The sequence below is a fragment of the Nocardia goodfellowii genome (assembly GCF_017875645.1).
GTDB lineage: Bacteria > Actinomycetota > Actinomycetes > Mycobacteriales > Mycobacteriaceae > Nocardia > Nocardia goodfellowii.
Window position 1 is genome coordinate 4,668,084 of sequence record NZ_JAGGMR010000001.1, and the last position, 22,296, is coordinate 4,690,379.

Sequence of the window (22,296 nt, forward strand, 5' to 3'; positions counted from 1 at the left end):
GCTGACGCGAGCCTGACATCGGCCTGACACGAGTCTCGAACGGCGTGACATCGGGTTGCCTTGCCGTACAGCAACACCCAGGAACGCCGCGTGCAGCGCGCCCGCGAACGCACGCAACTGCCGATTTGCAGGCGATGTACGGGTTCGGGAGAACCTGCTGATGACCGCATAGCAACTGGATGTACTGCTGACCGAGTTGCGCAGATCAATCGACTTGCTCACGGGCCACGTCCAGGCTGCGAATGGGATGCCCTTCACCTGGATCAAGACTATTTCCGGTCGATTTCGCGGACTACGGTTCACGACGTGGACATCGAGATGGTGGAAATTGTCGACGGGGCGGGCGTGATTGATGTTCGAGGCGATAGCGGGGTCTACGGGATCGATAGCCAAAACTTGCTGTATCTGGGCGGGGTCGCAGCCGCAATCGATATGGCGGATCTACGCGGAAGCATCTCCCGGCTTTTCGTGCGGGCGCCGGACCGGGTGCCAAGACCTGAGCAGTTGCAGGCTCTGCGTGTTCTGACCGTCTCAGGGCACTCGAGCGGCGCGCTTGCCGAGACGCTGCGGCCGTTGCTGGCCTTGATGGCCAACGGTCGCTACGAATTGCGACCTCCGATACCGGTGACCAACCGGATCTCGGAGGGCTTTCAGGCGTGGTCCGGCAGCGGTCCGGACAGGTGGGGTGTCAGCTGCCCCGGGCCTGATGAGCCGGATTGGACGTATCCCGAGGAGGAATGGTTGACGCCGACCGAGGCGTGGCCGCCAGCCGACACCGCGACGGTTGACCGGTATCGCGAGGTGATTCGACAGGGCGAGCGTCCGGTGGTGATCACCTTGCGTGCCGGGGCGGAAAATTATTGGAGCGGTTTCGTGCTGGATGGGCATCACAAGCTCGCTGCCTACCGTGCTGAAGAGGTGGCGCCGGTCGTGCTTCGGATCGCGCGAGCCGACCCGCCGCCGATCACCGCGGCGCAGATTCGATGGCATTTCCCGCGTGCGGCTGAACATTGGCGGCTTCAGTGGGTCATGGCTGCTCTGGATCGCCGGGAGGGTGAGTCTTGATTGCGTGCTGTGCGAAGCGGGCGCTTCGCGGCGGCGGAGAGCGAAAGCTGGTGCGGTTCAGGGCGTTCGCTTCCGCCGATCAGCAGTCGAGCCGTAGTTAAGGTCCGCCGCGACTCGAGACATCGGTAAATGCCGAGTTGCGCGTTGGTTGTCCAATAAATCCCGGATTGCGATGGGCAAACAATTCTCGGCAGCCGTCCATCACACTGTGCGATGGGCGGGGGCGTCGAGCAGGCCGTCCAGATGGGCTTTCGACCACTCGCACAGGCCGTAAATTGTTGCCAGTAGCCAGGTTCCGGCTTCGGTAAGCGAGTAGTCGACCCGGGGATTTGCCGTGCGGTGGTCGTGGCGGGCGATAAGGCCGTGGGTTTCGAGTGCGCGCAGCGTCTGGGTGAGCATCTTGTGGCTTATACCTTCGACCGCGCGATGCAGTTCGCGGAAGCGGCGGGGGCCGGCCTGGACCTCCTCCAGGACCTGTAAGCCCCATCTGGTCGACACCACGGCGAACACGCGCAGCGCGATATCGCGGGCCAGTTCGTCCTCGTGATTGCTGGGCATCGCGCTCACCTTCAAGTGCGTACTGCTGTCAACGGCATATTCACCGTAGCGTCCCGCATATGCGGATCTTGAAGACCTACGCCCGACTGTTCGTCGCCGATCTCGACCTCGCACTGCCGTTGTATGAGCGGATGGTCGGGGGCACAGCGGATCTGAGATTCGGCTTCGAACAGGCGGAGCTCGCGGCGATCGGCGATTTCCTTCTGATCGCCGGTCCGCCCGACCACACCGATCGCTACCGCGCGACGGTCGGACCGGTAGTCGTCGACGACCTGAGTGAGTCGATCACCGAACTCACAGACTCGGGAGCGGAACTGGCCGGCGGCCCGTTCACCAGTGCGACCGGACTGTTCGCGTATCTGCGTCACCCGGACGGGGTGACGGTCGAATACGTCGAGTGGGTGCCCGAGGTGCGGGCCAAGGTTCTGGGCCATCACAAGCCATGACGCGGAACCTTCTCGGCTTTTCGGGGTGGTCGCGTGGGGCGAGTTCGTGCACTGGCATGCCAGTCGAGCACGGGCACACGCGGTCAGGCGAACGCTTGCGCGTCCTCGGGCGTGTAGTTATCGCGTAGTGAGAACGCCAGGGGCGAGGGGCCATTCTCGCGCAGCGCTCGCAAGCGGGCCAGTGCCTCGTCGAGGGTGGGTGTCCGGCCGGCGGGGATCCACCACAGCACGGTCATGTCCTCGCGGGGACGTTCGAACCAGTCGCTGCGCCGACGCAGGAGTTCTAGATGGTCGCTGCGATAGACGTAGTTCCAGAACGCTTCTCGCGTTTCCCATACCGACAGGTTGACGATGACATTCTCGCCGAGCGGACGCATGGAGGTGGCGTCGGCTCCGGAATCGTCGACCAGGCGCCATAGGTAACCCGGTGCGCGCTCGGCGAGGGCATTGATCGGCTCGAGCATGGAGGTGAAGCCGGCCATGCGCGGGTCGTCCAGGGGGTGCTTGAGGATGGCGGTGTTCAGTTCGGCGAGGTGATAACCGGTCATGCGGTCACCTCATCATGTCGGACAACTCTATGTCAATCGTCATTGTTTTTAGAGAGTTCGACGGCGACGCAACAGATTCCGGGGCGGGCGTCGATGCGCACGCGTACCTCGGAGTTCTCGAGCAGGCCCTCGAGCAAGGCGAGGTTCATGCCGCACACCAGAGGCGGATACGCTTCAGCGAGCGCGTGGAATGGACAGTTGCGCATGCGCAGGGTGTCATCGTCGGTGAACGGCTCATAGCCGCGAGCGCGAAGTAGATCTGCCGCTTCGGTCAGGTCGCGCACGGGTTCGCCCCGTGCTGCGCGTCCTTGTTCGCGGGCCGCCTTCTGTAACTCGACGTCCAACCGCGCCTCCTCGGCGACCTGAGCCAAAAGGTCTGCGGCCGTGCGGTAGTCGCGCGGCGGGAGCGAGACCTGATGCTCGGCCGCCGCGCGGCGGTAGAGCTTGGCGGGCCGTCCCGCGCCCGGCCCCGACCGGCCGGACAGCCGCCGGCTCTCGGTCTCGAGCAATCCCGCCTCGACCAGTTTGTCGAGGTGATGGGCGGCCAGGGTGCGCTGAATCCCGGCCGCGGTCGCGGCCTCATTGCGACTCACCAGCTCGCCATGCGCCGCGACGTAGTCATAGAGACGCCGTCGAACCGGGTCTTGCAGCACGCCTATGGCATCGATGTCTTGCACCTGCCCATTCTAAGAACAATCGACATCTGAGATAGAAGGCCCTGGCCGCCACGGGTTCGCCCACCTGGAACGCGCAGGCGCGGATTCGACTGGTGCGGGGCCATCGACCCTCCCCAGCGCAGACCGGATAGTGGCTCCCCGCTGCTCTTGTTGGCTGCCCAATTCTGATGTGTTGCAGGTTATTTCCGGCGTCGATCGAGATTGTTTCTCACCATGGCGCGCTCGGTGGTCGAGCGTCTGGAGCGACATGATGTGGCGGTCGGCGAATTATGCGCACGCTTTTACGACATTACGAGAAGAGTAACTGAAACAAACCAGTGGTATTAAAAACACACTATGGTGCGGAGCGACCTGCTAAACGTAGAATGAGCGTCCACGGTCGGGACGAAGCGAGAAGTCGGAGCAAACACCCGCGGCGCACGCTTAGCGGTGAATCGGTAAGTGCTGCAGCGAATTTGCCAGCCGGAAGCGGCGGTTTCTATACCGCCCAGCATTCCGCGCTGCGACTTCTGTCCATAGAAAGAAGTGCTCTGATGTATAAGAAAATCGCTAGCCTTGCTGCCGCCAGCGTGCTGGCAGCAGCACTGGTGGGTATTACCGCCAGCCCGGCTACCGCGGTAGTGGACTCACTGACCTGCGCCGTCGGTTCCTCCACGACCACTTACGATCCACCGATCACGATGACGCAGGCGACCACGACGCGCACCATCGACCAAGTCTACGGGCCGTTGTGTGTGGGAACGGGTTCCGCCGCCGGTATCACCAGCGGGACCCATTACTCCTCCAATACGACTTCGCGGTCATGCTTGCAGTTGCTCTCCACCGGCAACGTCTCCTGGACTATCACGTGGAATACCGGCCAGACCAGTACGGTCTCCACATCTCGGGTTTCCAACGTGGTGGGCGCAGTGTTCTCCAACGTCTTCACCGGCACCGTTACCGCCGGGGTGTTGCAAGGTCACACACTCATAGAGAATATGACGGCCCCCTCGCTCCCGATCACCTTGTGCACCGCGGGATTGGGTAACGTCTCCCAGCTCAACAGCGTTCACACCCTCGAAATCGCTCCGCTGTGAACGATTCTCGCGATTACTGACAACTCCGGCGGCCCGGAGACCGGGGCTGTGACCTCGAGATCTCTGGGCCGGCCGGTATGGCAGCGTAGCCGCGAGCTGGTCTGTACGGCATCCGCCCGCGTATTCGGCAATGCGCTCGGGGATAGCCAACTACACTGGGTGCGGCCCGAAAACCGTTGCGAGACCGATCTCGTGGAGGCGTCATGAGCAAAGCTCTCATTATCGTCGATGTACAGAACGACTTCTGCGAGGGCGGTGCGGTAGCTGTGGCGGGCGGAGCCGCGCTGGCCGAACGGATCAGCGAATATCTCCGCAACAGCGATTACGCCGCGATCACCGCCACCCGTGACTACCACCACGATCCTGGTGCGCACTTCTCCGACAACCCTGACTTTGTCGACACCTGGCCACCGCACTGCCGCGCCGACACTCCTGGCGCCGATTTTCACCCGAACCTGGACACCGGCCCGATCGACGAGGTGTTCTTCAAAGGCGCCTATGCCGCTGCCTATTCCGGCTTCGAGGGCGCTACCAAGGACGGCGCGCGGTTGGCGGACTGGTTGCAAAGCAGGGGAATCGATACCGTCGATGTCTGCGGCATCGCCACCGACCACTGCGTTCGCGCCACCGCTATGGATGCCCGCACGGCCGGTTTCCACACCCGGGTACTTCTGGATCTGTCCGCCGGAGTGTCCCCGGCCAGCATCGAACAAGCCCTCGGGGAACTCCGAGAAGCCGGCGTTCAGATCAGCGGTACCACCGAAAGTTGATCCGGCGGGACATGCAGCGGCTCAGGTATCGGTAGGTGCGATCAGGGCTGTCACCGCGTCCAGCACGAGCTTGCGGCGTTGTGGTTCGGGTACCAATCGCACGATGTCTTCCGCGGGCTGGTGCCACATGTTCGCGACTGTCAGCACCAAGGCCAGGATGTGGGTGGCGGGTTGTGCGGTGGTCACCGTCCCGCGGTGTTGAGCCTGCTCGATCGCCTCGACCTTGGCTCGCATCGACTCCGCGACCGAGGCGCGTTGGGCGGACTCACCACGCAGCAGGTGGTACCACATCAGAAACCGCATCACCTCGGGATGGGCCTGGCCGGCGTCGTAGAGCTGGGCCGCGTATTCCGGCAGTCGGTCCGCGTCCAACGGCACTGTGGCCACCGTCGTATCCACGATCATGTCGAAGACGGCGTCGAACAGTTCGTCTTTGCCCTTGTAGAACGAATAGACCAGGCCCGCACTGACTTCCGCGCGTTTGGCCAGCCGATCGATGCGCGCGCCGGCCAAACCGAACTCCGCGAACTCGGCCAGCGCGGCGTCGAACAGCTGCTGGCGTTTCGCTTCGGGATTCCTGGTGCGCACACACCCAGGGTAGTTATTGAACGTTCATTTGACAAAGACGCGACTGCGGTACACGGTGGTTAATGAACATTCATTCAACAGCGAAGGCGTGATCTGCATGGCGCATTGGACACCAGACGACATCCCGGATCAGTCCGGCCGCACGGCCCTGATCACGGGCGCCGCCAGCGGTATCGGATTGGAGACGGCCCGCGTGCTGGCCGCGCGCGGCGCGCGGGTCATCCTGGCCGGTCGTGACCAGGCCAAGCTCTACGAGGCGGTCGACGTCGTGCGCGCGGCAGCAGCGGAGGCCGAGATCGACACCCTGCTTCTGGATCTGTCCGACCTCGCCTCGGTGCGCCGCGCGGCCCAGCGGGTGGCCGACACCGAGACCATCGACCTGTTGTTCAACAACGCCGGTGTGATGAATCTGCCCACACGCCAGCACACTTTCGACGGGTTCGAGATGACAATGGGGACCAACCATCTCGGCCACTTCGCCTTCGACGCCCAACTCTGGCCCGCCGTGCGCCGCTCGGGCGCGGCGCGCATCGTCACCGTCAGCGCGATCGCCGCACGCTGGCCGATCGGCAAACTCGACGACCTGATGAGTGAAAACGGCTACCGCGGCATGGCCGCGTACGCGAAGTCCAAGCGCGCCAACATCGTCTACACCCTCGAACTCGCCCGCCGCGCCGCCCACACCTCCGTCGAGGCGTTCGTCGTCCACCCCGGTTCGGCGATGACAGGTCTCCAGCAACACGGCACCGGAGCGCTGACGCGCCTGTTCACTCCGCTCGCAGCGCGCGTGCTGATGGGTTCGGCCGCGGGCGCCGCCTGGCCCTCGCTCTACGCCGCCACCAGCCCCGACGTCACCAGCGGAGCATTCATCGGTCCGGCCCGACGCGACCAGACCTCCGGCACACCCACGCCCGCGAAACTGCCGAAAGGCGCTGACGATGCCGAACTGGGCGCGCGATTGTGGGCAGACAGCGAACGACTCACCGAAGTCACCTTCAACCCCTGACCTTGGTTGGACGCTACTGAGAAAGCGCGAGCGGGGAAGGGTTCATGCTGTGCTGGCTGTTCGCGCAGGTCGGTAATCTGTGTCCGGTGACCGACGCTACCGACCTGATGCGGATGTATCTGGCCGATCCAGATCAGCCTTTCCCGCCTGTCGAACTCGCCGATCCGTCCGGACTGGTCGCATTCGGCGGGGATCTGTCGCCGCGGCGACTGTTGAACGCCTATGCCGCTGGGATCTTTCCCTGGTACTACCCCGGCGAAATGATCCAGTGGTACTGCCCGGATCCGCGGAGCATTCTGGTGCCGACCGACCTGCGAGTGACCAAGTCCTATCGCCGATCTGTGGCCGGCGCGGACTACGGGGTGACCATGGATCGAGCTTTCGCCGACGTGATGTCGGCCTGCGCCGAACCGCGTGACGAGGAGAGCGGGACCTGGATCGGCTCGGACATGGTGGCGGCCTACCTGCGCCTGCACCAGCTCGGACATGCGCATTCAGTGGAGGTTTGGCGCGACGGCGACCTGGTCGGCGGTCTCTACGGCGTCGCATGCGGCCGCTCCTTCGCCGGGGAATCCATGTTCTCCCGCGCCCGTGACACCTCCAAGATCGCGCTGTATTGGCTTTGCGCCCAACTGGCCGCCTGGGATTTCCCTCTCATCGACTGCCAGATCACCTCCAGCCACCTCAACTCCCTCGGCGCTATCGACCTGCCCCGCGCGGACTACCTGCGTCTACACACCCAGGCCGCCGCCCGCCCCGGCCTCCCCGGTCCCTGGCAGTTCGAAATCCGGGTCCCCAACTCGCCCCACCATTTACCGGCATGAACGATCGTGCCGGGCTGCGGAAAGCGGCCCGCTTGGAGTGGCATGGCTGTGCCGGTCATGACATCACAGCGGGCGTGAGGGGCGGGTCCCGCAACGGTTGGACGAGAAATGCCGTTGCCGAACAGCGGAGAGTGCGCAACGATCTGCGCGAGGCGAAAGCATCGCTTACGCATCGGTATTCGTGATCGAGGGGGATCGCACCTCTCGTGTCTTCGGTGAGGAGTCCAGCCATGTCGGAGCTCAGCCCGATCCAGAATGGGTTGTATGCCCTCGGCTGCGTGGGGGCGGCGCTGTTCTTCCTGTTCGCCAGCCTGCCGGGCGATCAACAGGTTCTCGTCTTCGACGACAAGGTCGTGCAACCCTATGACACTTGCATCGACTACAGCGGTACGACGACCCGGCAGGGCGACTGCTCGACCATGGCCACGCGGGAAACTCGATACGAAGAGGGCTGGACGTTCGGGTATGTGCTTACCGCGGTGTTCGGGCTCACCGCGACCTGCTTTTTGTTGATGGCGGTCAAGGGCGCGATTGCCGAACAGCGAGGTCGCGAAGGTGTGCGACCTGCCGAGCCGACTCGGCTGCCACCGACCGCGGGGGCTGCTCCGCCGCACCGTGCGGTGGCCCAGCAGCATCAGCCTGCGCCTGCCGAAGCGGCGATGGTGGCGAAACCGCAAGTGGACCAGATTGTTTCGTCCTACTCGATCAACTTCACCGGCACCCTGCGGCTCGGGTTGCGGTTACGCTCCTACGCGCCGCCCGCTGACGTCGGCGACCTGGGCCTGGTGGTTACGGCCGTGAACGGCCAGGTATTGCGCAATGGTCAATACACAGTCCGTGCCGAGCTGTGGAGTGACGAGCTGGAGAACGGTGCCACCGTCGACCTCCGAGCGACTGGTTCGTCCTCGACCGTGAGTTTCACGCCGGTTCGGCTGGATTCGCGCACCAGGCAGATCGCGGCGAACGCCAATGGCGTGCGAATCGCGGCGGACGCACCGAACCTTTTGCACTGCAACACCAATGGCCATGCATCGGCCCCGGAGTTCGTAGTCGAGGTGACCGGCGCGCCGTGACCACCGTTCTGGGCGCCGCGCTGGCTAGGAGGTGAGTAAGCCGGGCCCCGTTCGTCACCCGGCATCGGCGGCCGTCTACGGTGTGCCGGTGATTCTGCTCACGATCGGGCTGGTGCTGTTGGGTGTGTTCGCGCTGCGGTTCCATCTCGACCGGCGGCGAATCAGCAATGGGATCTATCTGTTGTCGGGTCTGACTGTGGCCGGCGCGGGGGTGATCGGGTCCGGCGACGAGATGGACCAGGGGTTGACGCTCACCCGGGTGCTGGTGGTCGTATCGCCTTTGGTGCTACTGGCTTTGGCTGGGCTGCTGCTGGCCAACTTCGTGCAGATGGCGCGGCGGGAGGGGATGCGGCTGGCGAATCTGCTGTCGCTGGGACCGGGCCTCGTGTTGCTGGCGCCCTACTTGCTGGTCGGGGTAGCGATCGCCACCGGAACGCTCTGGTCGGTGGCGTTGGTGATCCTCGCCGTGCTGGGGGGCTACTTCGGCTTCGTGTTCGCCAGCTTCGTGCTGTACTCGCTGCTCTATGGTCGCCTGCCCTATCAACCCGGTATGGACGCGATCGTGGTCCACGGGTCCGGCCTGGTCGGGGCGCGGGTGCCGCCTTTGCTGGCTGCCCGCTTGGACCGGGCGATCCAGATCTACGGCGAAGAGGTGGCCCAAGGCCGGCGGCCGGTGATCATCGCGAGCGGTGGTAAGGGATCCGATGAGGCGGTGTCGGAGGCCTCGGCGATGGCCGACTACCTCATCGCGCGTGGGGTTCCCGCCGACAGCGTCGGGGTGGAACAGCGGTCGACCACGACCCGGGAGAACTTGCTGTTCATCAAACGATTGCTGGGGGAGCGCGGCACCAACATGCGAATGGTGCTGGTAACCAGCAACTTTCATGTGCTGCGTACCGCGATCCTGGCGCGGCGACTGAAACTGGACGCGGAGGTGACCGGCGCTCGGACCGCGTTCTACTACCTGCCCAGCGCGGTACTGCGCGAGTTCATCGCGATCTTGGTCGCGTACCGGTGGACCAATATCGCCGCCTGCCTCGCGATGGTGGCCGTGCCGCTGTTGCTCGCCTTGGTTACCGGGGGCAGCCCGGGCATTCGCTGAGTCGGCCGTCGCGCCGAGCCGACCGTACTGAACGGTCCGTGGCGGGGTTGAGGTCAAGATCAGTGGGTACCGCGATGGATATCAGCGGTTCGCGCGAAGGGCCCTGGCTATCGCGGCGGACCATACCGCCCCAGATGCGGCGACCGGCTCGACGTCGACGGATGAGGCCCTGTACACAGAGCTCAGCGGGAGGTGCGAGCAGATGAGTGACCGAGTCGGGGAGGTAATCGCCACGCGGACGGTGGCCGATGGCGGCCATCCGGTGTTGATCGAGATGGGCAGGCCGACCCAGCCGGTGGACGGCATGGGCACCACCGGTTTCCGGATCGCGGGTTTGGGCGAATTCACGGCCACCGGGGTCGATGGGATGGCCGCGCTGTACAACGCGCTCGTCGAAGTCGGCACAATCCTGGCGCGAGCGAACGACAAGGGCCACCGGTTCACGGTGCTCGACCCTTCTACGATGGGATTCCCCGTCGCTCCAAGTCGGCCACGCGTCGCCGAGCCCGCCGCCCAACCGCCCCGTGCGGAAGTGATCGCGTTACGCATCCTCATCACCGAGGGCGGCCCCTGCGCGGTGGAAATCGGCAGGCCGACCCGCGCCCCCGGACAGTCCTACTACATCTGCCGGTTCCGCATCGACGGGAAGCGCGAGGCGGTGGCGTCCGGTGTGGACGAGATCCAGGCCCTGCTGACCGCGCTTCGCATGATCGGCGCCTGGTTGATGCTTCCCACGGATTGGCCGTTGAGCCGGGCGTCCTGAGGTCTCAGTTCGACTGCAGCCGTTCGTGCAAAGTCAGCAACCGATGATCGAAGCGCGTCCGGAATTGCGGTATCTCGCTGCTGAGCGGTCGTAGTTCGGCCACCAGCTGGGTGGCGAGCGCGCGCAATTTGATATTGGTTTCCTGCGACCGCCATCGGAGCAACCGGAACGCTTGATCCGGCGTCAGCCCATACACGAGCATGAGCGCGCCTTTGGCTTGCTCGATCGTTTCCCGGCCCTCATAGAACTCGGCCAGAGTTTCCTCGTCATCGTCGACGACGTCGGTGATGTCGATGTAGTACCCGGTCGTGCCGACCACCGAGCCCTCATCGTCGGTCATCAGGTCTGCCACGGCGATCACTTCGTGTTCGTAGCCGCCGGTATCGATGATCCGATGCCTGCTGGAGAACGCCTCTCCGTTCTCGAGCATCATCGTGATAGCGCCCGCGACCCGGTCGCGGTCGTCGGGATGTTTGTGCGCGAGCAGCAGCTCGGTTGTCGGCTCCACTTCGCCCGGCGCGTAACCGTGCATGGCGGCGACCTCGTCCGACCATTCCCAGCGCTGATCGGCGAACCAGAAACGAAAGCTTCCGATGGGCTGCGGCGTTCCCGCGGCGATCACGGTCTCGACTTCAGCGACGCCGGGCTCGTCGGTCTGTGCCACCTCGGCGGCGTCGGGAATCGCTTGCTCCATGTCGGTCACCGTCTCAGTCTGCACCGCTCGGGCGGACAGTGGAAACCGAGGTGGGCGTCGCCGAGATCGCGTTCCGTCGCGCGTCCGGTCTAGGTGTTGCTCTGACGTATCTGAGCGGAGAGCCGGACGGCGGCGTTGATCTCGCCATATCCTTGGTAGTCGCCGACGCGTTGGACGACTTCGAAGAACAGGTCCGCCCCGACGGTCTGGGTGAACAGGTGGAAGAACTCCCCGTCCTCGTTCGCGTCGTAAAGGATGCCGTCGTGGCGCATGCGGTCGAGCAACTCGGGAGCCACACCGAACCTGGCCTGGAGATCGTCGTAGTAGTTGATCGAGATCGGTAGCGGCACGTGCCCATTGGCTCGCAACCCGGCCGCGGTGGCGAAGATGTTGTCGCAGGCGAAGGCGATGTGCGTGACGCCCCCGCGTCGCGGTGCGGGCAGGTCCGCGGTCCCCGTGACGCTGCCCGGCACCATATTCAGCAGTATCCGCAGGGTGCCGACGCCGTCTCGCTCGGTCAAGGTCAAAGCCTGGGTATGGATCAGGCCCATCGCGTCGGCGACATCCAGACCCTCGTGCGGCTGCATGCCCAACACCGAGCGCAGCGACAGCATGACACCGTCCCAGCTGTCGGTGGGCACCGCCAGCGCGATGTGATCCACGCCGGTGAACAGCGCCTGTTGCCCACGCCACCGGGTCTCATTGCGCGGATAGATCTCGAACGCCGACTGCCATGCCGCCGCGCTGGCCGGTCCGCGCAGATCCAGGGAGGTCGCGTCGGTGATCGCGAGGCGCACCACATCCGAGCCCGGGCCGTGGTCGGCCCCGGGCAGTTCGACCTCGCGCGCGTGCAGCTCCAATGCCCGGGCCCGGCGGGCCCAGCCTTCGGGGTCGTCGGAGCGGATACCGATCTGGGTCAGCGTGGGCAGGTCGGCGGGGATGCCGGGTGCCGTCCACACCGTGCCGGGGGTGGCGTCGACCGCGATGGTCAGCGCGCCGTGGCGCCACAGTTGCAGGTCGTGGCCGCGATGTCTGCCGACGAGCTGAAACCCTATGTGTCCCAACGCCTTATCCAATCGGTCAGCCATAGCGGGCCCCGCTGCCAGCCGCAGGGAGACCACCCCATCGATAGGTGCCCGTGGCGGCGGGGTGAACATGGCCAGTCCGCCGGTGGTATCGACCTCGGTGGCTTGGACTCGGGCCACTTCCTCCTGTAGATGCAGTAGCGAGCGGTGCGCGTCCACCGCGGTGCGGCCGGTGGCTGCGTGCCGGAACACATCGTTGAATATTTCGAGCGACCACGGCCCCGTGTAACCGGCGGCTTGGACGTGTGCGCCGAAGGTGGCGAGGTCGAAGTTGCCCTGCCCGGGGAAATTGCGGTGATGCCGGCTCCACGAGAGCACATCCATCGACAGTCGTGGTGCGTCCGCGAGTTGCAGAAAGAAGATCTTGTCGCCAGGGATGTCGCGAATTCCGCTCGGATCATCACCGCGGGACAGGATGTGGAAGCTGTCCAGGCAGGTACCCAGCGCCGGGTGGTTCGCGTCGGCGACAACGCGCCACGCGTGCCGATAGGTGTTGACGTGCGCGCCCCAGGCCAGCGCCTCGTAGGCGATCCGTAAACCGTGCCGCTCCGCGCGGTTCGCGAGTTCGGACAGCTGCTCGGCCAGGCGGGCGTCGTCCCGCACGGCGGTGGGCAGCGGCGAGGAGCACACGAGCATGGTGTCGCAACCCAGCGCGCGCATCAGCTCGAATTTGCGTTCGGCCCGCACGAGATTTCGCGCGAACTGCTGGTCGTCGACCGAATCGAGGTCGCGGAACGGCTGGTACAGATCGATGCTCAACCCCAGATCGGCGGCGTGGGCGCGTAGTTCGGCCGGGGTGGAGGCGGAGCTGACGAAATCGGGTTCGAATACCTCGAATCCATCGAAACCCGCCTCCGCGATGGCGGTGAGTTTGTCCTCGAGCGATCCGCTCAACGACACCGTCGCCACCGAGGTACGTACCCGACCTCGGCCGGTTTCGGCACGCTCGATCATCGGACCGCCTCCAGTTCTTCGCTGTGGACCAGGGCGGCCATGTGCGTGTACATCCGCTCGGCATCGGGTTCGATGCCGGTGAAGATGCGAAAAGCCTCCACCGCCTGATAGACGGCCATGCCGCCGCCGTCGAGAGTTCGTGCCCCCGCGGCCCGCGCGGCCCGCAGCAACTCGGTGTCGAGCGGCCGGTAGACCACCTCGGCCACCCACAGCTCCGGCCGCAACACCTCGATCGGAACGGCGGAACCCGGATGCGCCGCCATCCCCATCGGGGTCGCATGGACCAGCCCGTCCGCGCGCGCCAGGACGGGCGGCAACTCGCCGGGATCCGCGGTCTCGATCACCGCGGTCTCGAACAGCGTCGCGAACGAATCCGCCAGTGCCCGCGCACGTTCGCGCTCCTGATCGACCAGCACCAGCTTGCGCACGCCGCGGGTGAGCAGCCCGTAGGCCACCGCGGCCCCCGCGCCGCCGGCCCCGAGTTGAACTACCTCGTCGAGGCGTGCGCCGGGCAGGCCACGATCGAAGTTGCGGCCGAACCCGGACCAGTCGGTGTTGTGGCCGACGGCTCGTCCCTGCTCGAACAGCACGGTGTTCACCGCGCCGAGTCGCTCGGCGTCGACCGATAGCTCATCGAGGCATTCGATCACCGCCTGCTTGCACGGATGGGTGATGTTGAGGCCGCGAAATCCGAGGTCGCGCGCGCCGCGGAGCAGCCGGGGCAGGTCGGCGACGGTCAGTCCGAGAGTGTCGAGGTCGATGGTCCGGTACACGTAGGTGAGCCCTTGGCGTCGGCCCTCCTCCTCGTGCAACGCGGGAGTCAGCGACGGCTCGACACCGGTTCCGATCAGGCCACACAGGATGGAATCGGTCACGTGAAATCTCCTGAGGGTCGACGGCGGTCACGTAATGTACGAACTAGTGAGTTAATTAAGTCCAGCGTAGCTTCTCCGTCAAGCCATCGCGGGTCGGACGGTGCGGTCTGGCTAGAGTTGGCTCATGCCTGCGAACGACATCAGCCTCGGGAAACCGGTCAAGCGCAGGCGCGACAGCGATCGCACCAAGGAGAACATCCTGACCGTGGCGACCAAGGAGTTCGCCGACAACGGCTTCGCCGGTGCGAGAATGGATTTGATCGCCGAGCGCACGCATACCACCAAGCGGATGATCTATTACTACTTCGGTGACAAAGAGGGCCTGTATCAGGCGGTGCTCGAGCAGTCCTACGGCGCGATCCGCGCACTCGAGCGCGATCTCGACACCTCCGGGCTCGGCCCGGTCGAGGCGATTCGCGCACTGGCCGAGTTGACCTTCGACCATCACGAACAGCACCCGGATTTCATCCGGCTGGTGGCCGGCGAGAATCTGCTGCGCGGGGAACATATCCGCAGATCCGAGGTGCTCATGCGGCTCGGCACTCCGGCCGCCGACCTGCTCTCCCAGATTCTGTCCGAGGGTCAGGACCGCGGTGTGTTCCGTTCCGACGTCGACGCCCTCGACGTGCACATGATCATCAGTAGCTACTGCGTATTCCGCATCGCCAATCGGCATACCTGGCTGGCCCTCTTCGGCCGGGACATGATCGCCCCCGAATCTCACGATCATCAGCGCCGCATCCTGGCCGATATGGTCGTCGCCTTCCTCCGGCACCACGCGGACTGATCGCGCGCGGTCCACCCGTCGCAACCGGCTACTCCCTGGTGAGCAGCCGGTTGTGGCGTTTAATGAACTATTTGGTTAATACTGTTGCTCACGCCGGTGACGTGGATTACATTTCAACTCGCCGCATTCCGCACAGTCGTTCGCATCGCGAACCAGAGCTGTTGATTTTCAGGAGAAGCCATGACCGCCAGCACGCTGGACGCGAACGAACCCGGTGCCGGACCTCCGGCCGACACGACCAAGGTCAAGCGGGCCGCCGCCGCCAGCTTCCTCGGCAGCATGCTCGAGTACTACGACTTCTACATCTATGCCTCGGCCGCCGCGCTGGTGTTCGGCAAGGTTTTCTTCTCCAAGGCCGATCCGGCGATGGGCACTTTGCTCGCCCTCGCGACCTTCGGCGTCGCCTACATCGCGCGACCGTTCGGCGCGGTCCTGCTCGGCCATTTCGGTGACCGGATCGGACGCAAGCGCGTGATGCTGCTGACCCTGGTGCTGATGGGAGTCTCGACCTTCCTGATCGGCTGTCTTCCGAGCTATGCCGCAATCGGGGTCGTTGCCCCCATTCTGCTGGTGCTGCTGCGGGTACTACAGGGGATCTCCGCGGCGGGCGAGCAGAGCGGGGCCAACTCCCTGACCCTCGAACACGCCCCCTTCGGCCGCCGGGCCTTCTTCACCAGCTGGACACTCACCGGCACGCAGGCCGGTTTCATCCTCGCCACCCTGGTGTTTCTCGTCGTGGCGACGTTGCCCGAGGAAACGTTGCTGACCTGGGGCTGGCGCGTGCCGTTCTGGTTCTCACTCCTGGTCGTGGTGCTCGCCTATGTGGTGCGCCGCAAACTCGAAGAGCCGGAGGTCTTCGAGGAGGAACGACAGTCGAACCAAGTGGCGAAATTCCCTGTGCTGGCGCTGTTCCGGACGCAGGCCGCCGACGTGTTCCGGGTGATCCTCTGCGCCTTCATCGCCGTCTGCAGCAGCGTTTTCTCGGTGTTCGGCCTGGCCTTCGCCACCAGCGACGAAGTGGGGATCAGCCGGACCACCATGTTGCTGGTCGCGGTCTCGGCCAACGTCGTCGCCCTGGCCGCGCAGCCGGCGCTGGCCGTGCTGTCCGACCGGGTCGGGCGCAAACCGGTATTCATCACCGGCGTACTCGGTTGCGCTGTCATGATTTTCGTGTACTTCAACGCGATCATGTCCGGCAACGTGCCGCTGATCTTCCTGGCCGGCGTGGTTCTCATCGGCGTCTGCTACAGCGCGCCCAACGCGATCTGGCCCTCCTTCTACGCTGAGATGTTCAGCACCCGGGTACGCTTCTCCGGTATCGCGATCGGCACCCAGATCGGTTTCGCCGCAGCGGGTTTCGCGCCGACGATCGCCTGGACGCTGATCGGCGACAGTCGCACGAACTGGCTGCCGGTGGCGCTGCTGGTCGCCGCCTGCTGTGTGATCGCCGCGGTATCCGCGGCCACCGCGCGCGAAACCTTCAAGGTTCCACTGACCCAACTCGGCAAGGCCTGATCGGTTCGACCGCCCGCGGCTTTACCGGCGTTCAGTTCCGGAGGTCGCGGGGTGGTCGGTCCAGCCCGCGTCGCGGACGGCGGCGTGCAGCGCGTCGAGACCGAACGCGTCGACCGGACCGAGCGCGCCGGTGCCGCTGAGGCCACCGTCCAGGGCGGTGCCGGCGGCCCAGGCCATGATCGCGGCGGTGAAATCGTAGGGATCGCCGCCTTCCAGAGTGACTCGTGCCAGCGTGTTTCCGGAATCGTCGCGAGCTTCGGCGACCACCCGCGCTCGGGCGCGGCTGCGAGCTCCGGCGCTCGGACCACCGGTGGAGCCTCGCACGGTTCGGGCCAGGACATCGTCGAGCACCCGCTTCAGCGGGGGTAGCTGCGCGGCGACCGCGGTCAACCGGGATCCGGCGCGCAGGCCTTGCGCCGCGAGCGGCGGCAAACCGAGGAAGACGTCGACCGCACGCAGGTGCGGGGGGGAGCGAGTGAGGGCGAAATGCTCCGAACCCGGGATCGACACACCCGTTCGAGTCGCGCCGGCGACCTCGAAGGACCGCAGATGTGCGCCGGTGCGCTCGGTCACGACTTGCCCGTTGCGCAGGGCGAAGCCGGATTCGAACAGCATCCCGGCCATGGAGGCGCGGGTGCCGCCGCTGGTTCCGGGATTGTCCATGAAGTAGCCGATGTCGGCGCGGACAGCGGTGGGTGCCGCACGCAGAGCCAGCCCGGCCGCCAAATTGCCCGGGACATAGTCGAATCCGAACGCGGTCAGCAGTCCCACTCCGGCGGCACGGGCTTGCTCGTCGCGCTCGAACACGGTGCGGATGAACGGACCTTCGCCGGTGGAGTCGATGTAATGGGCTCGCGCGGAGATCGCCGCGTCCAGCGCGGGGCGGCCGTGGCGCAGGAACGGACCGACCGTGGTCACCAAGACATCACCGCGATCCAGCAGGGCGCGCACCGAAGTCGGGTCGGTGACGTCGGCGACCGCGGTGCGTGCGCCGCCGAGATCGGCGGCGAGTTTCGCCAAAGCTGTCGGGTTGCGCCCCGCCAGCACGGGATCGGCGCCGCGTGCGAGGAGAACTTCGGCCGTCAGGCGTCCGGTGTACCCGGTCGCCCCGAACAATACGACTTTCGGCATTGCCGTCCTATCTGCTTATCCGATGAAAGATGTTGGTTCGCAGCACTTTTCGACTGCACGGTACCTGCGTCGAAGACGCCCTACCGGCGGGCGCGTACGCGGAATCGGGCCGGCAGCGGTTCTCGACATGTCTAGCATGTCATGAAATGAGATAGCTAGCCTTTCACTCTCTTAACGTCTCGCGACGGAGGTTCCTGAGGCGTAACCGCCTTGGCACAGGGCGACTACGCCGATACTGGACCGCGACCGCGCTCGACGTGGGCCGGTCCTACGGTGATTCGGTGAAGGGGACGCGGCATGCAGATCAGCGATTTTCTCCGGCGCAAGCTCGAACGGCGGTTTCAGACTTTCGATTTCGACGGTGACGGTCGCATCGACCGCTCGGACTTCGAAGCTTCGGCGGCGGCATTGGCCGCGGAGTTCGGTCATGACACCGACTCTCCCGCCCGGCACCGGTTGACGGAGTTGAGCCTCGAATTGTGGGAGGCGCTGGCGTCGGCGGCCGACACCGATGGTGACGCCACGATCGAACCGGCCGAGTACCAGCGGGCGTTCGCCGCACGGCTGCTGGTGACCGAGGAATCTTTCGAGCTGGGCTATCGCCCGTTCCTGGAGGCGATCATGAGTATCGCCGACGTCGATGGCGACGGTCTGCTCGACGCCGACGAATATGTGCGCTGGACCGGCGCGTTGATGCATCTGCCCGACACCGACGCCCGTGCGATCCACCAGCGCCTCGACAGCGACGGTGACGGTCACATCACCGTCGAGGACCTGCTGCGCGCGATCCATGACTACTACTTCGACGAGGATCCGGACAGTACCGGCAGCTGGCTCCTCGGTGAGCTCCCGAAGTGAGGGCCAAAAAATAGTTTTCCTGTTCGCTGTTTGGCTGCGTGCGGAACGGGTATCGCGTGCCGGGTCACCATGACCGAACTCGATGCTCGTCCAAGGGCAGCTCTTGCCCACACTTCTAGCTGGAGGGAAAACCCGAACGTGCCCCAAACGCGAGAATCCGCCTTGCAGAACCGAGCCGGCTCGTTCCTCGAGGTGCTCGGCGACCGAATGGCGGTCGCAACGACGGTCCATGACCAGCGCAACCACGCCGTGCACCTGGTGAGCCGCGTTGCGGCGGGGTTGTCGGATGAGGCCCTTGCCGAGCTCGTCACGGTCGCCGACCAGCTGCGCAGCCAGGAAGGGCTGCTGCCGGTCGAGCTCACCGCCCAATGGTGAGTGCGGACACCATAATTCCGTAGCATGCCTGGACGCGCGATGACACCTCGTTGCGACGGAGCTCAGTCGAGCTCCGCTCGCGACGGGCTCAACCGGTTGTCCAGGGTCGCAGTTTCTCCGGATTCCGGATCACCCAGATGCGAGTGATCCGGCTATCGGCGATGTCGAAGGCGTAGACCGAGATGATGACGCCGTCGAGCTCGGCTACCAGACCGGGCTGGCCGTTCACCGTGCGCTCAAGCAGCGTCGGCGCCGGCGCGAGGGCGGCCAGTTCCATCCACGCGCGCGCGATCTGCGCGCCGCCGATAATCGGATCGAGGAATGCGGGCACGAGGCCACCGCCGTCGGCGGTCGCGGTCGCCCGGGGATCGAGCACGCTGATCAGCGCTGCGATATCGCCTGTCTCCCAGGCTCGTTTGAAGTCGCGGATCACCTCGGCGCGTTCGTCGGTCGAAGCGGCCCGGGAGGTGTCGATGCGGCGGCGGGCACTGAAGGCAAGCTGACGGCAGGCCGCAGGTGTGCGCCCGACGATCTGGCCGACCTCGGCGAAGGAATATCGGAAGACGTCGTGCAGGACGAAGGCCACGCGCTCGGCGGGTGTCATGGAATCCAGCACGATGAGGAAGGCCATGCTGATCGACTCGTCCAGGGTGACCCGGTCGGCGGGGTCGAGGGTGTCGGGGCCGTCCGGGCCGGGCACCGGCTCCGGAATCCATTCGCCGACATACTGTTCGCGTCTGGCGCGCGCGGAGCCCAGCAGGTCGAGGCAGACCCGGCTGGCGACCGTCGTCAGCCACGCCCCGGGTGCGGCCACCTCCCGCCGCTGCCGCTCGGGCAGGGCATACCAGCGTGCGTAGGTTTCCTGCACCACGTCTTCGGCTTCGGCCAGGGAGCCGAGCAACCGGTAGGCGAGATTGATCAGCTGTCGACGCTCGCTGATCACCGCGGCCAGCTGCGGGTCGGTCATGGTCGGCTCCTTCGATCGCGTGTCCCCATGGAGACCGACGAATCAGCGGCCCGAATTGTCAGGCGGCCTGACATTCCGGACGGCTGCTTCGTCGGAGGGATGACCCCTTCAGGAAAGCAGGAGCTTCGGAAATGACCAGAATCGGCATCATCCTCGGCAGCACCCGGCCCAACCGGCGCGGCCCTCAGGTCGCGCAGTGGGTAGTGGATTCGGCGGTACGGCGCGGCGACGCCGACTACGAACTGATCGACCTGCGCGAGCATCCGCTACCGCATCTCGACGAGGCGACACCGCCGATGGCCGGCCCCTCGGTCAACGCGCACACTCGCGCCTGGGCCGAGCGGGTCGGCTCCTTCGACGGCTTCGTGCTGGTGACCCCGGAGTACAACGGCGGCGTGCCCGGGGTGATCAAGAACGCCTTCGACCATGTCTGCGCCGAATGGAATCACAAGGCAATCGGATTCGTCTCCTATGGTGTGTTCGGCGGCGTGCGCGCGGTCGAGCAGCTGCGGTCGGTGTGCGGCTCGCTCGGTATGGCCGATGTCAGCCAGCTGGTCGCGATCTCGGTGCTCACCGATTTCGAGAACCACACAACCTTCACCCCGCGTGAGCATCATCTCGCCGCGCTGGGCAAGACGCTCGATCAGGTCCTCGCGTGGACCGCCGCGCTCGCCGTACTGCGGACCAACTCCGAACCCACCCTCGCCGATGCCTGAGGAGTCGATCATGACTGTTGCCGACGATTTCCGATCCCGCACCGACCGCGCCGGGGCGGCGGAAGCCGACATCCGTCGGCAGATCGACCGGATGGTCGAGGGCCTGCGCGCCAAGGATCCGGCGGCACTGCGGCGGCTGTATACGCCGGACGTCGTGTCCTTCGATGTCGAGCCGCCACTACAGCATGTCGGGATCGCGGCGAAACTCGAGAACTGGTCGAAGGTGTTCTCGTTCTTCGAAAGTCTGACCTATGAGTTCCGTGAACTCAGCGTGACCGCCGGTGACGAGGTGGCCTTCGTGCACGCCTTCGGCCGACTGAGCGGCACGCTGACGAACGGCGTTGTCACCAGCGGAATGTGGGTGCGGGCCACCTTGGGCATGCGCAGAATCGACGGCGTCTGGTTGATCGCCCACGACCAGGTCTCGGTGCCGTTCGACCTCGCGAGCGGCAAAGGCGTAGCCGACCTCGAGCCCTGAGCGGGCCGCGATGGCAAGCTCCGGGCCGAATCTCCTTGTCAACCCGGAGATCACGGCGCGGGCGACGCACTATCTGGTTTCGGTGGGCAATACCAGGTCGATGATTTCGTGGACGTACTCGGGCGACACGGATTCCCCTCGAAGAAGCAGCCGGAACCAGATCGCGCCCGCCAGTAGGTCCATGATCAGCGCCGGGTCGACGGTTGGCGGCAATTCGCCGCGGGCAACCGCCCGTTCGAAGACTGGGCGTTCCCGTTCCAGCCGACCGGCGAAGAAAGCTCGGCCGATGGCGGCGAGTGACGGGCGGCTGGGCGTCGCGGCCAGGACCGCCGGCTCACACGATGCCGTTCCTGCTTGCGCATCGGGCGCTGTCTCGCCGATCGGACGGGGGCGCACGGGTCAGCGGCCGCGTCTTCGACGCCGTCCTGCCGCGCCGCGTGGCAAACGACGTCAAGGACGGGGGTATCGCCACCGAGGCGATCCCGGATGTTGTTGCGGCGCTTCGAGATTTCGATCTGCGGGATAGCCTCGCGCGCTATCCCGGCCCCACCTGGCTGATCAACGGCGCACGCGATCACGTCCGTGCCGAAGAGCGGCGGTCACTGAACGCGTGCCCGCGGGGCCGCCTGCTCGTCATCCCGCGCACCGGCCACTATCTCCCGCTCGCCGAGCCGGTGGTGTTCTCCCGGCTCATCTTGGATGTCGCCGCCGCGTGCCACCACCGGGAAATCCCTTGATGGACGGCGGTACTCAACCCAGCAGCGCGTGCAGCGCGCGGGCGATGGCTTTCGACGCCGCCTGCTCGGACAGACCGCGCCGTTCCATCAGGTGGTGCCGGTAGGGCCAGCTGACGGTGGCATCGATCAGGTCGAGCAGTTCTCGGTCCACGTGTCCATCGCGGGTGAGTTCGGTGCCGAATACCTCGGCGAGACTGTCGCGGATGCGCTGGTCGGTCGAACGCATGCGGGCGTCGACCGCGGGGAGAGTTCGCGATTCGAGCAGGCCCAGCACGCGGGGGTAGCGCTGGGCTTCGAAGATGACCGCGCTCTGCGTCACGACCGCGTCGATGCGGTCGGCCAAGGGGAGTGTCGGATCGGGGTGGGTGATGAGCTGCTCCACCGCGTCCGACTGCGCCTCGACAGCGGCGATGAACAGGTCGTCTCGGCCGGTGAAGTGCACGAAAATGCTGCGTTCGGACACGCCGGCGCGCTGGGCGATGTCTTTGGCAGTGGGGATGCCTGAACCCGCTTTGAGGGCGGTGAGCAGCGCTTCGACGATGGCCGCGCGAGTCTGTTCGGGGTTGCGTCTTCGGCGGGGGGCGGTCACGGCTTCCACTATGGCAGAGCGCGACACTATTGCAGTGCT

The 22,296-nt window shown here is 65.6% G+C and carries 27 protein-coding genes; 16 read left to right on the forward strand and 11 right to left on the reverse strand.

The window, feature by feature from the left end:
• Window positions 1-306: 306 nt before the first annotated feature.
• Complete coding sequence (locus BJ987_RS21535; protein ID WP_209893062.1) at window positions 307-1,065, forward strand: hypothetical protein; 759 nt, start codon at window positions 307-309, stop codon at window positions 1,063-1,065.
• Between the two features lie 201 nt (window positions 1,066-1,266).
• On the opposite strand, the gene BJ987_RS21540 is transcribed toward BJ987_RS21535, so the two are convergent.
• The gene (locus BJ987_RS21540; protein WP_209893064.1) at window positions 1,267-1,623 is read right to left on the reverse strand and encodes a winged helix-turn-helix transcriptional regulator; all 357 of its coding nucleotides are present in this window, start codon (window positions 1,621-1,623) and stop codon (window positions 1,267-1,269) included.
• A 59-nt stretch (window positions 1,624-1,682) separates the two neighbouring features.
• Here BJ987_RS21540 and BJ987_RS21545 point away from each other — a divergent pair, with 59 nt between their 5' ends.
• Complete coding sequence (locus BJ987_RS21545) at window positions 1,683-2,069, forward strand: VOC family protein (protein WP_209893066.1); 387 nt, start codon at window positions 1,683-1,685, stop codon at window positions 2,067-2,069.
• 83 nt (window positions 2,070-2,152) lie between these two features.
• On the opposite strand, the gene BJ987_RS21550 is transcribed toward BJ987_RS21545, so the two are convergent.
• Together BJ987_RS21550 and BJ987_RS21555 are read right to left on the reverse strand one after the other, a co-directional pair.
• Window positions 2,153-2,617: a DUF3291 domain-containing protein gene (locus tag BJ987_RS21550; RefSeq protein WP_209893069.1), complete on the reverse strand. Its 465-nt coding sequence runs from the start codon at window positions 2,615-2,617 to the stop codon at window positions 2,153-2,155.
• 32 nt (window positions 2,618-2,649) lie between these two features.
• Window positions 2,650-3,294 carry a helix-turn-helix transcriptional regulator gene (locus BJ987_RS21555; protein ID WP_209893072.1) on the reverse strand — a complete coding sequence of 215 codons (645 nt, stop codon included), beginning with the start codon at window positions 3,292-3,294 and terminating at the stop codon, window positions 2,650-2,652.
• Between the two features lie 533 nt (window positions 3,295-3,827).
• On the opposite strand from BJ987_RS21555, the gene BJ987_RS21560 reads away from it, so the two are divergent.
• Complete coding sequence (locus tag BJ987_RS21560) at window positions 3,828-4,370, forward strand: hypothetical protein (protein ID WP_209893074.1); 543 nt, start codon at window positions 3,828-3,830, stop codon at window positions 4,368-4,370.
• A 203-nt stretch (window positions 4,371-4,573) separates the two neighbouring features.
• The gene (locus tag BJ987_RS21565; protein ID WP_209893076.1) at window positions 4,574-5,140 is read left to right on the forward strand and encodes an isochorismatase family protein; all 567 of its coding nucleotides are present in this window, start codon (window positions 4,574-4,576) and stop codon (window positions 5,138-5,140) included.
• A gap of 21 nt (window positions 5,141-5,161) precedes the next feature.
• Here the strand turns inward: BJ987_RS21565 and BJ987_RS21570 are convergent, their stop codons facing one another.
• Window positions 5,162-5,728 (reverse strand): TetR/AcrR family transcriptional regulator, encoded by a 567-nt coding sequence (locus BJ987_RS21570; RefSeq protein WP_209893078.1) that lies wholly within the window; start codon window positions 5,726-5,728, stop codon window positions 5,162-5,164.
• Window positions 5,729-5,825: 97 nt separating this feature from the next.
• On the opposite strand from BJ987_RS21570, the gene BJ987_RS21575 reads away from it, so the two are divergent.
• The 5 genes from BJ987_RS21575 (at window position 5,826) to BJ987_RS21595 (ending at window position 10,496) form a co-directional block, all read left to right on the forward strand.
• On the forward strand, window positions 5,826-6,734 hold the full coding sequence (locus tag BJ987_RS21575) for an oxidoreductase (protein ID WP_209893081.1): 909 nt from the start codon (window positions 5,826-5,828) through the stop codon (window positions 6,732-6,734).
• An 86-nt stretch (window positions 6,735-6,820) separates the two neighbouring features.
• Window positions 6,821-7,558, forward strand: a complete 738-nt coding sequence (gene aat / locus BJ987_RS21580; RefSeq protein ID WP_307869706.1) for a leucyl/phenylalanyl-tRNA--protein transferase — start codon at window positions 6,821-6,823, stop codon at window positions 7,556-7,558.
• A 230-nt stretch (window positions 7,559-7,788) separates the two neighbouring features.
• Entirely contained in the window at window positions 7,789-8,631 is an 843-nt protein-coding gene (locus BJ987_RS21585; RefSeq protein WP_209893087.1) for a hypothetical protein, read from the forward strand.
• A gap of 88 nt (window positions 8,632-8,719) precedes the next feature.
• Window positions 8,720-9,733 (forward strand): YdcF family protein, encoded by a 1,014-nt coding sequence (locus tag BJ987_RS21590; RefSeq protein ID WP_209893090.1) that lies wholly within the window; start codon window positions 8,720-8,722, stop codon window positions 9,731-9,733.
• Between the two features lie 202 nt (window positions 9,734-9,935).
• Complete coding sequence (locus BJ987_RS21595; RefSeq protein ID WP_209893093.1) at window positions 9,936-10,496, forward strand: DUF6968 family protein; 561 nt, start codon at window positions 9,936-9,938, stop codon at window positions 10,494-10,496.
• A 4-nt stretch (window positions 10,497-10,500) separates the two neighbouring features.
• On the opposite strand, the gene BJ987_RS21600 is transcribed toward BJ987_RS21595, so the two are convergent.
• The 3 genes from BJ987_RS21600 to BJ987_RS21610 form a co-directional block, all read right to left on the reverse strand.
• Window positions 10,501-11,190: a PAS and ANTAR domain-containing protein gene (locus BJ987_RS21600; RefSeq protein ID WP_209898847.1), complete on the reverse strand. Its 690-nt coding sequence runs from the start codon at window positions 11,188-11,190 to the stop codon at window positions 10,501-10,503.
• A gap of 89 nt (window positions 11,191-11,279) precedes the next feature.
• Window positions 11,280-13,229, reverse strand: a complete 1,950-nt coding sequence (locus BJ987_RS21605; RefSeq protein WP_209893096.1) for a sugar phosphate isomerase/epimerase and 4-hydroxyphenylpyruvate domain-containing protein — start codon at window positions 13,227-13,229, stop codon at window positions 11,280-11,282.
• The gene (locus tag BJ987_RS21610) at window positions 13,226-14,104 is read right to left on the reverse strand and encodes a shikimate dehydrogenase (RefSeq protein WP_209893099.1); all 879 of its coding nucleotides are present in this window, start codon (window positions 14,102-14,104) and stop codon (window positions 13,226-13,228) included. Before BJ987_RS21610 ends, BJ987_RS21605 begins: the two co-directional genes overlap by 4 nt.
• A 124-nt stretch (window positions 14,105-14,228) precedes the next feature.
• On the opposite strand from BJ987_RS21610, the gene BJ987_RS21615 reads away from it, so the two are divergent.
• Together BJ987_RS21615 and BJ987_RS21620 are read left to right on the forward strand one after the other, a co-directional pair.
• Window positions 14,229-14,891, forward strand: a complete 663-nt coding sequence (locus tag BJ987_RS21615) for a TetR/AcrR family transcriptional regulator (RefSeq protein WP_209893102.1) — start codon at window positions 14,229-14,231, stop codon at window positions 14,889-14,891.
• A 180-nt stretch (window positions 14,892-15,071) separates the two neighbouring features.
• Entirely contained in the window at window positions 15,072-16,406 is a 1,335-nt protein-coding gene (locus BJ987_RS21620) for an MFS transporter (RefSeq protein ID WP_209893105.1), read from the forward strand.
• Window positions 16,407-16,427: 21 nt separating this feature from the next.
• Here the strand turns inward: BJ987_RS21620 and BJ987_RS21625 are convergent, their stop codons facing one another.
• Window positions 16,428-17,537 (reverse strand): saccharopine dehydrogenase family protein, encoded by a 1,110-nt coding sequence (locus tag BJ987_RS21625; RefSeq protein ID WP_209893108.1) that lies wholly within the window; start codon window positions 17,535-17,537, stop codon window positions 16,428-16,430.
• A gap of 297 nt (window positions 17,538-17,834) precedes the next feature.
• Between BJ987_RS21625 and BJ987_RS21630 the strand changes: the two genes are divergently transcribed.
• Window positions 17,835-18,395 (forward strand): EF-hand domain-containing protein, encoded by a 561-nt coding sequence (locus BJ987_RS21630; RefSeq protein WP_209893111.1) that lies wholly within the window; start codon window positions 17,835-17,837, stop codon window positions 18,393-18,395.
• Window positions 18,396-18,533: 138 nt separating this feature from the next.
• Window positions 18,534-18,770 carry a hypothetical protein gene (locus tag BJ987_RS21635; RefSeq protein WP_209893114.1) on the forward strand — a complete coding sequence of 79 codons (237 nt, stop codon included), beginning with the start codon at window positions 18,534-18,536 and terminating at the stop codon, window positions 18,768-18,770.
• An 88-nt stretch (window positions 18,771-18,858) separates the two neighbouring features.
• On the opposite strand, the gene sigJ is transcribed toward BJ987_RS21635, so the two are convergent.
• Window positions 18,859-19,737, reverse strand: coding sequence for an RNA polymerase sigma factor SigJ (sigJ, locus tag BJ987_RS21640; protein WP_209893117.1), 879 nt, complete (start codon window positions 19,735-19,737; stop codon window positions 18,859-18,861).
• Window positions 19,738-19,868: 131 nt separating this feature from the next.
• On the opposite strand from sigJ, the gene BJ987_RS21645 reads away from it, so the two are divergent.
• Entirely contained in the window at window positions 19,869-20,453 is a 585-nt protein-coding gene (locus tag BJ987_RS21645) for an NADPH-dependent FMN reductase (RefSeq protein WP_209893120.1), read from the forward strand.
• Window positions 20,454-20,463: 10 nt separating this feature from the next.
• Window positions 20,464-20,931, forward strand: coding sequence for a YybH family protein (locus BJ987_RS21650; RefSeq protein ID WP_209893122.1), 468 nt, complete (start codon window positions 20,464-20,466; stop codon window positions 20,929-20,931).
• Window positions 20,932-21,000: 69 nt separating this feature from the next.
• Here BJ987_RS21650 and BJ987_RS38250 read toward each other — a convergent pair whose 3' ends face one another.
• On the reverse strand, window positions 21,001-21,327 hold the full coding sequence (locus tag BJ987_RS38250) for a TetR-like C-terminal domain-containing protein (protein WP_209893125.1): 327 nt from the start codon (window positions 21,325-21,327) through the stop codon (window positions 21,001-21,003).
• On the opposite strand from BJ987_RS38250, the gene BJ987_RS21660 reads away from it, so the two are divergent.
• Window positions 21,273-21,668, forward strand: coding sequence for an alpha/beta fold hydrolase (locus BJ987_RS21660; RefSeq protein ID WP_209899743.1), 396 nt, complete (start codon window positions 21,273-21,275; stop codon window positions 21,666-21,668). The two genes, BJ987_RS38250 and BJ987_RS21660, sit on opposite strands and share 55 nt — an antisense overlap.
• Window positions 21,669-21,681: 13 nt before the next feature.
• Here the strand turns inward: BJ987_RS21660 and BJ987_RS21665 are convergent, their stop codons facing one another.
• Entirely contained in the window at window positions 21,682-22,257 is a 576-nt protein-coding gene (locus BJ987_RS21665; RefSeq protein ID WP_307869707.1) for a TetR/AcrR family transcriptional regulator, read from the reverse strand.
• Window positions 22,258-22,296: the final 39 nt, after the last annotated feature.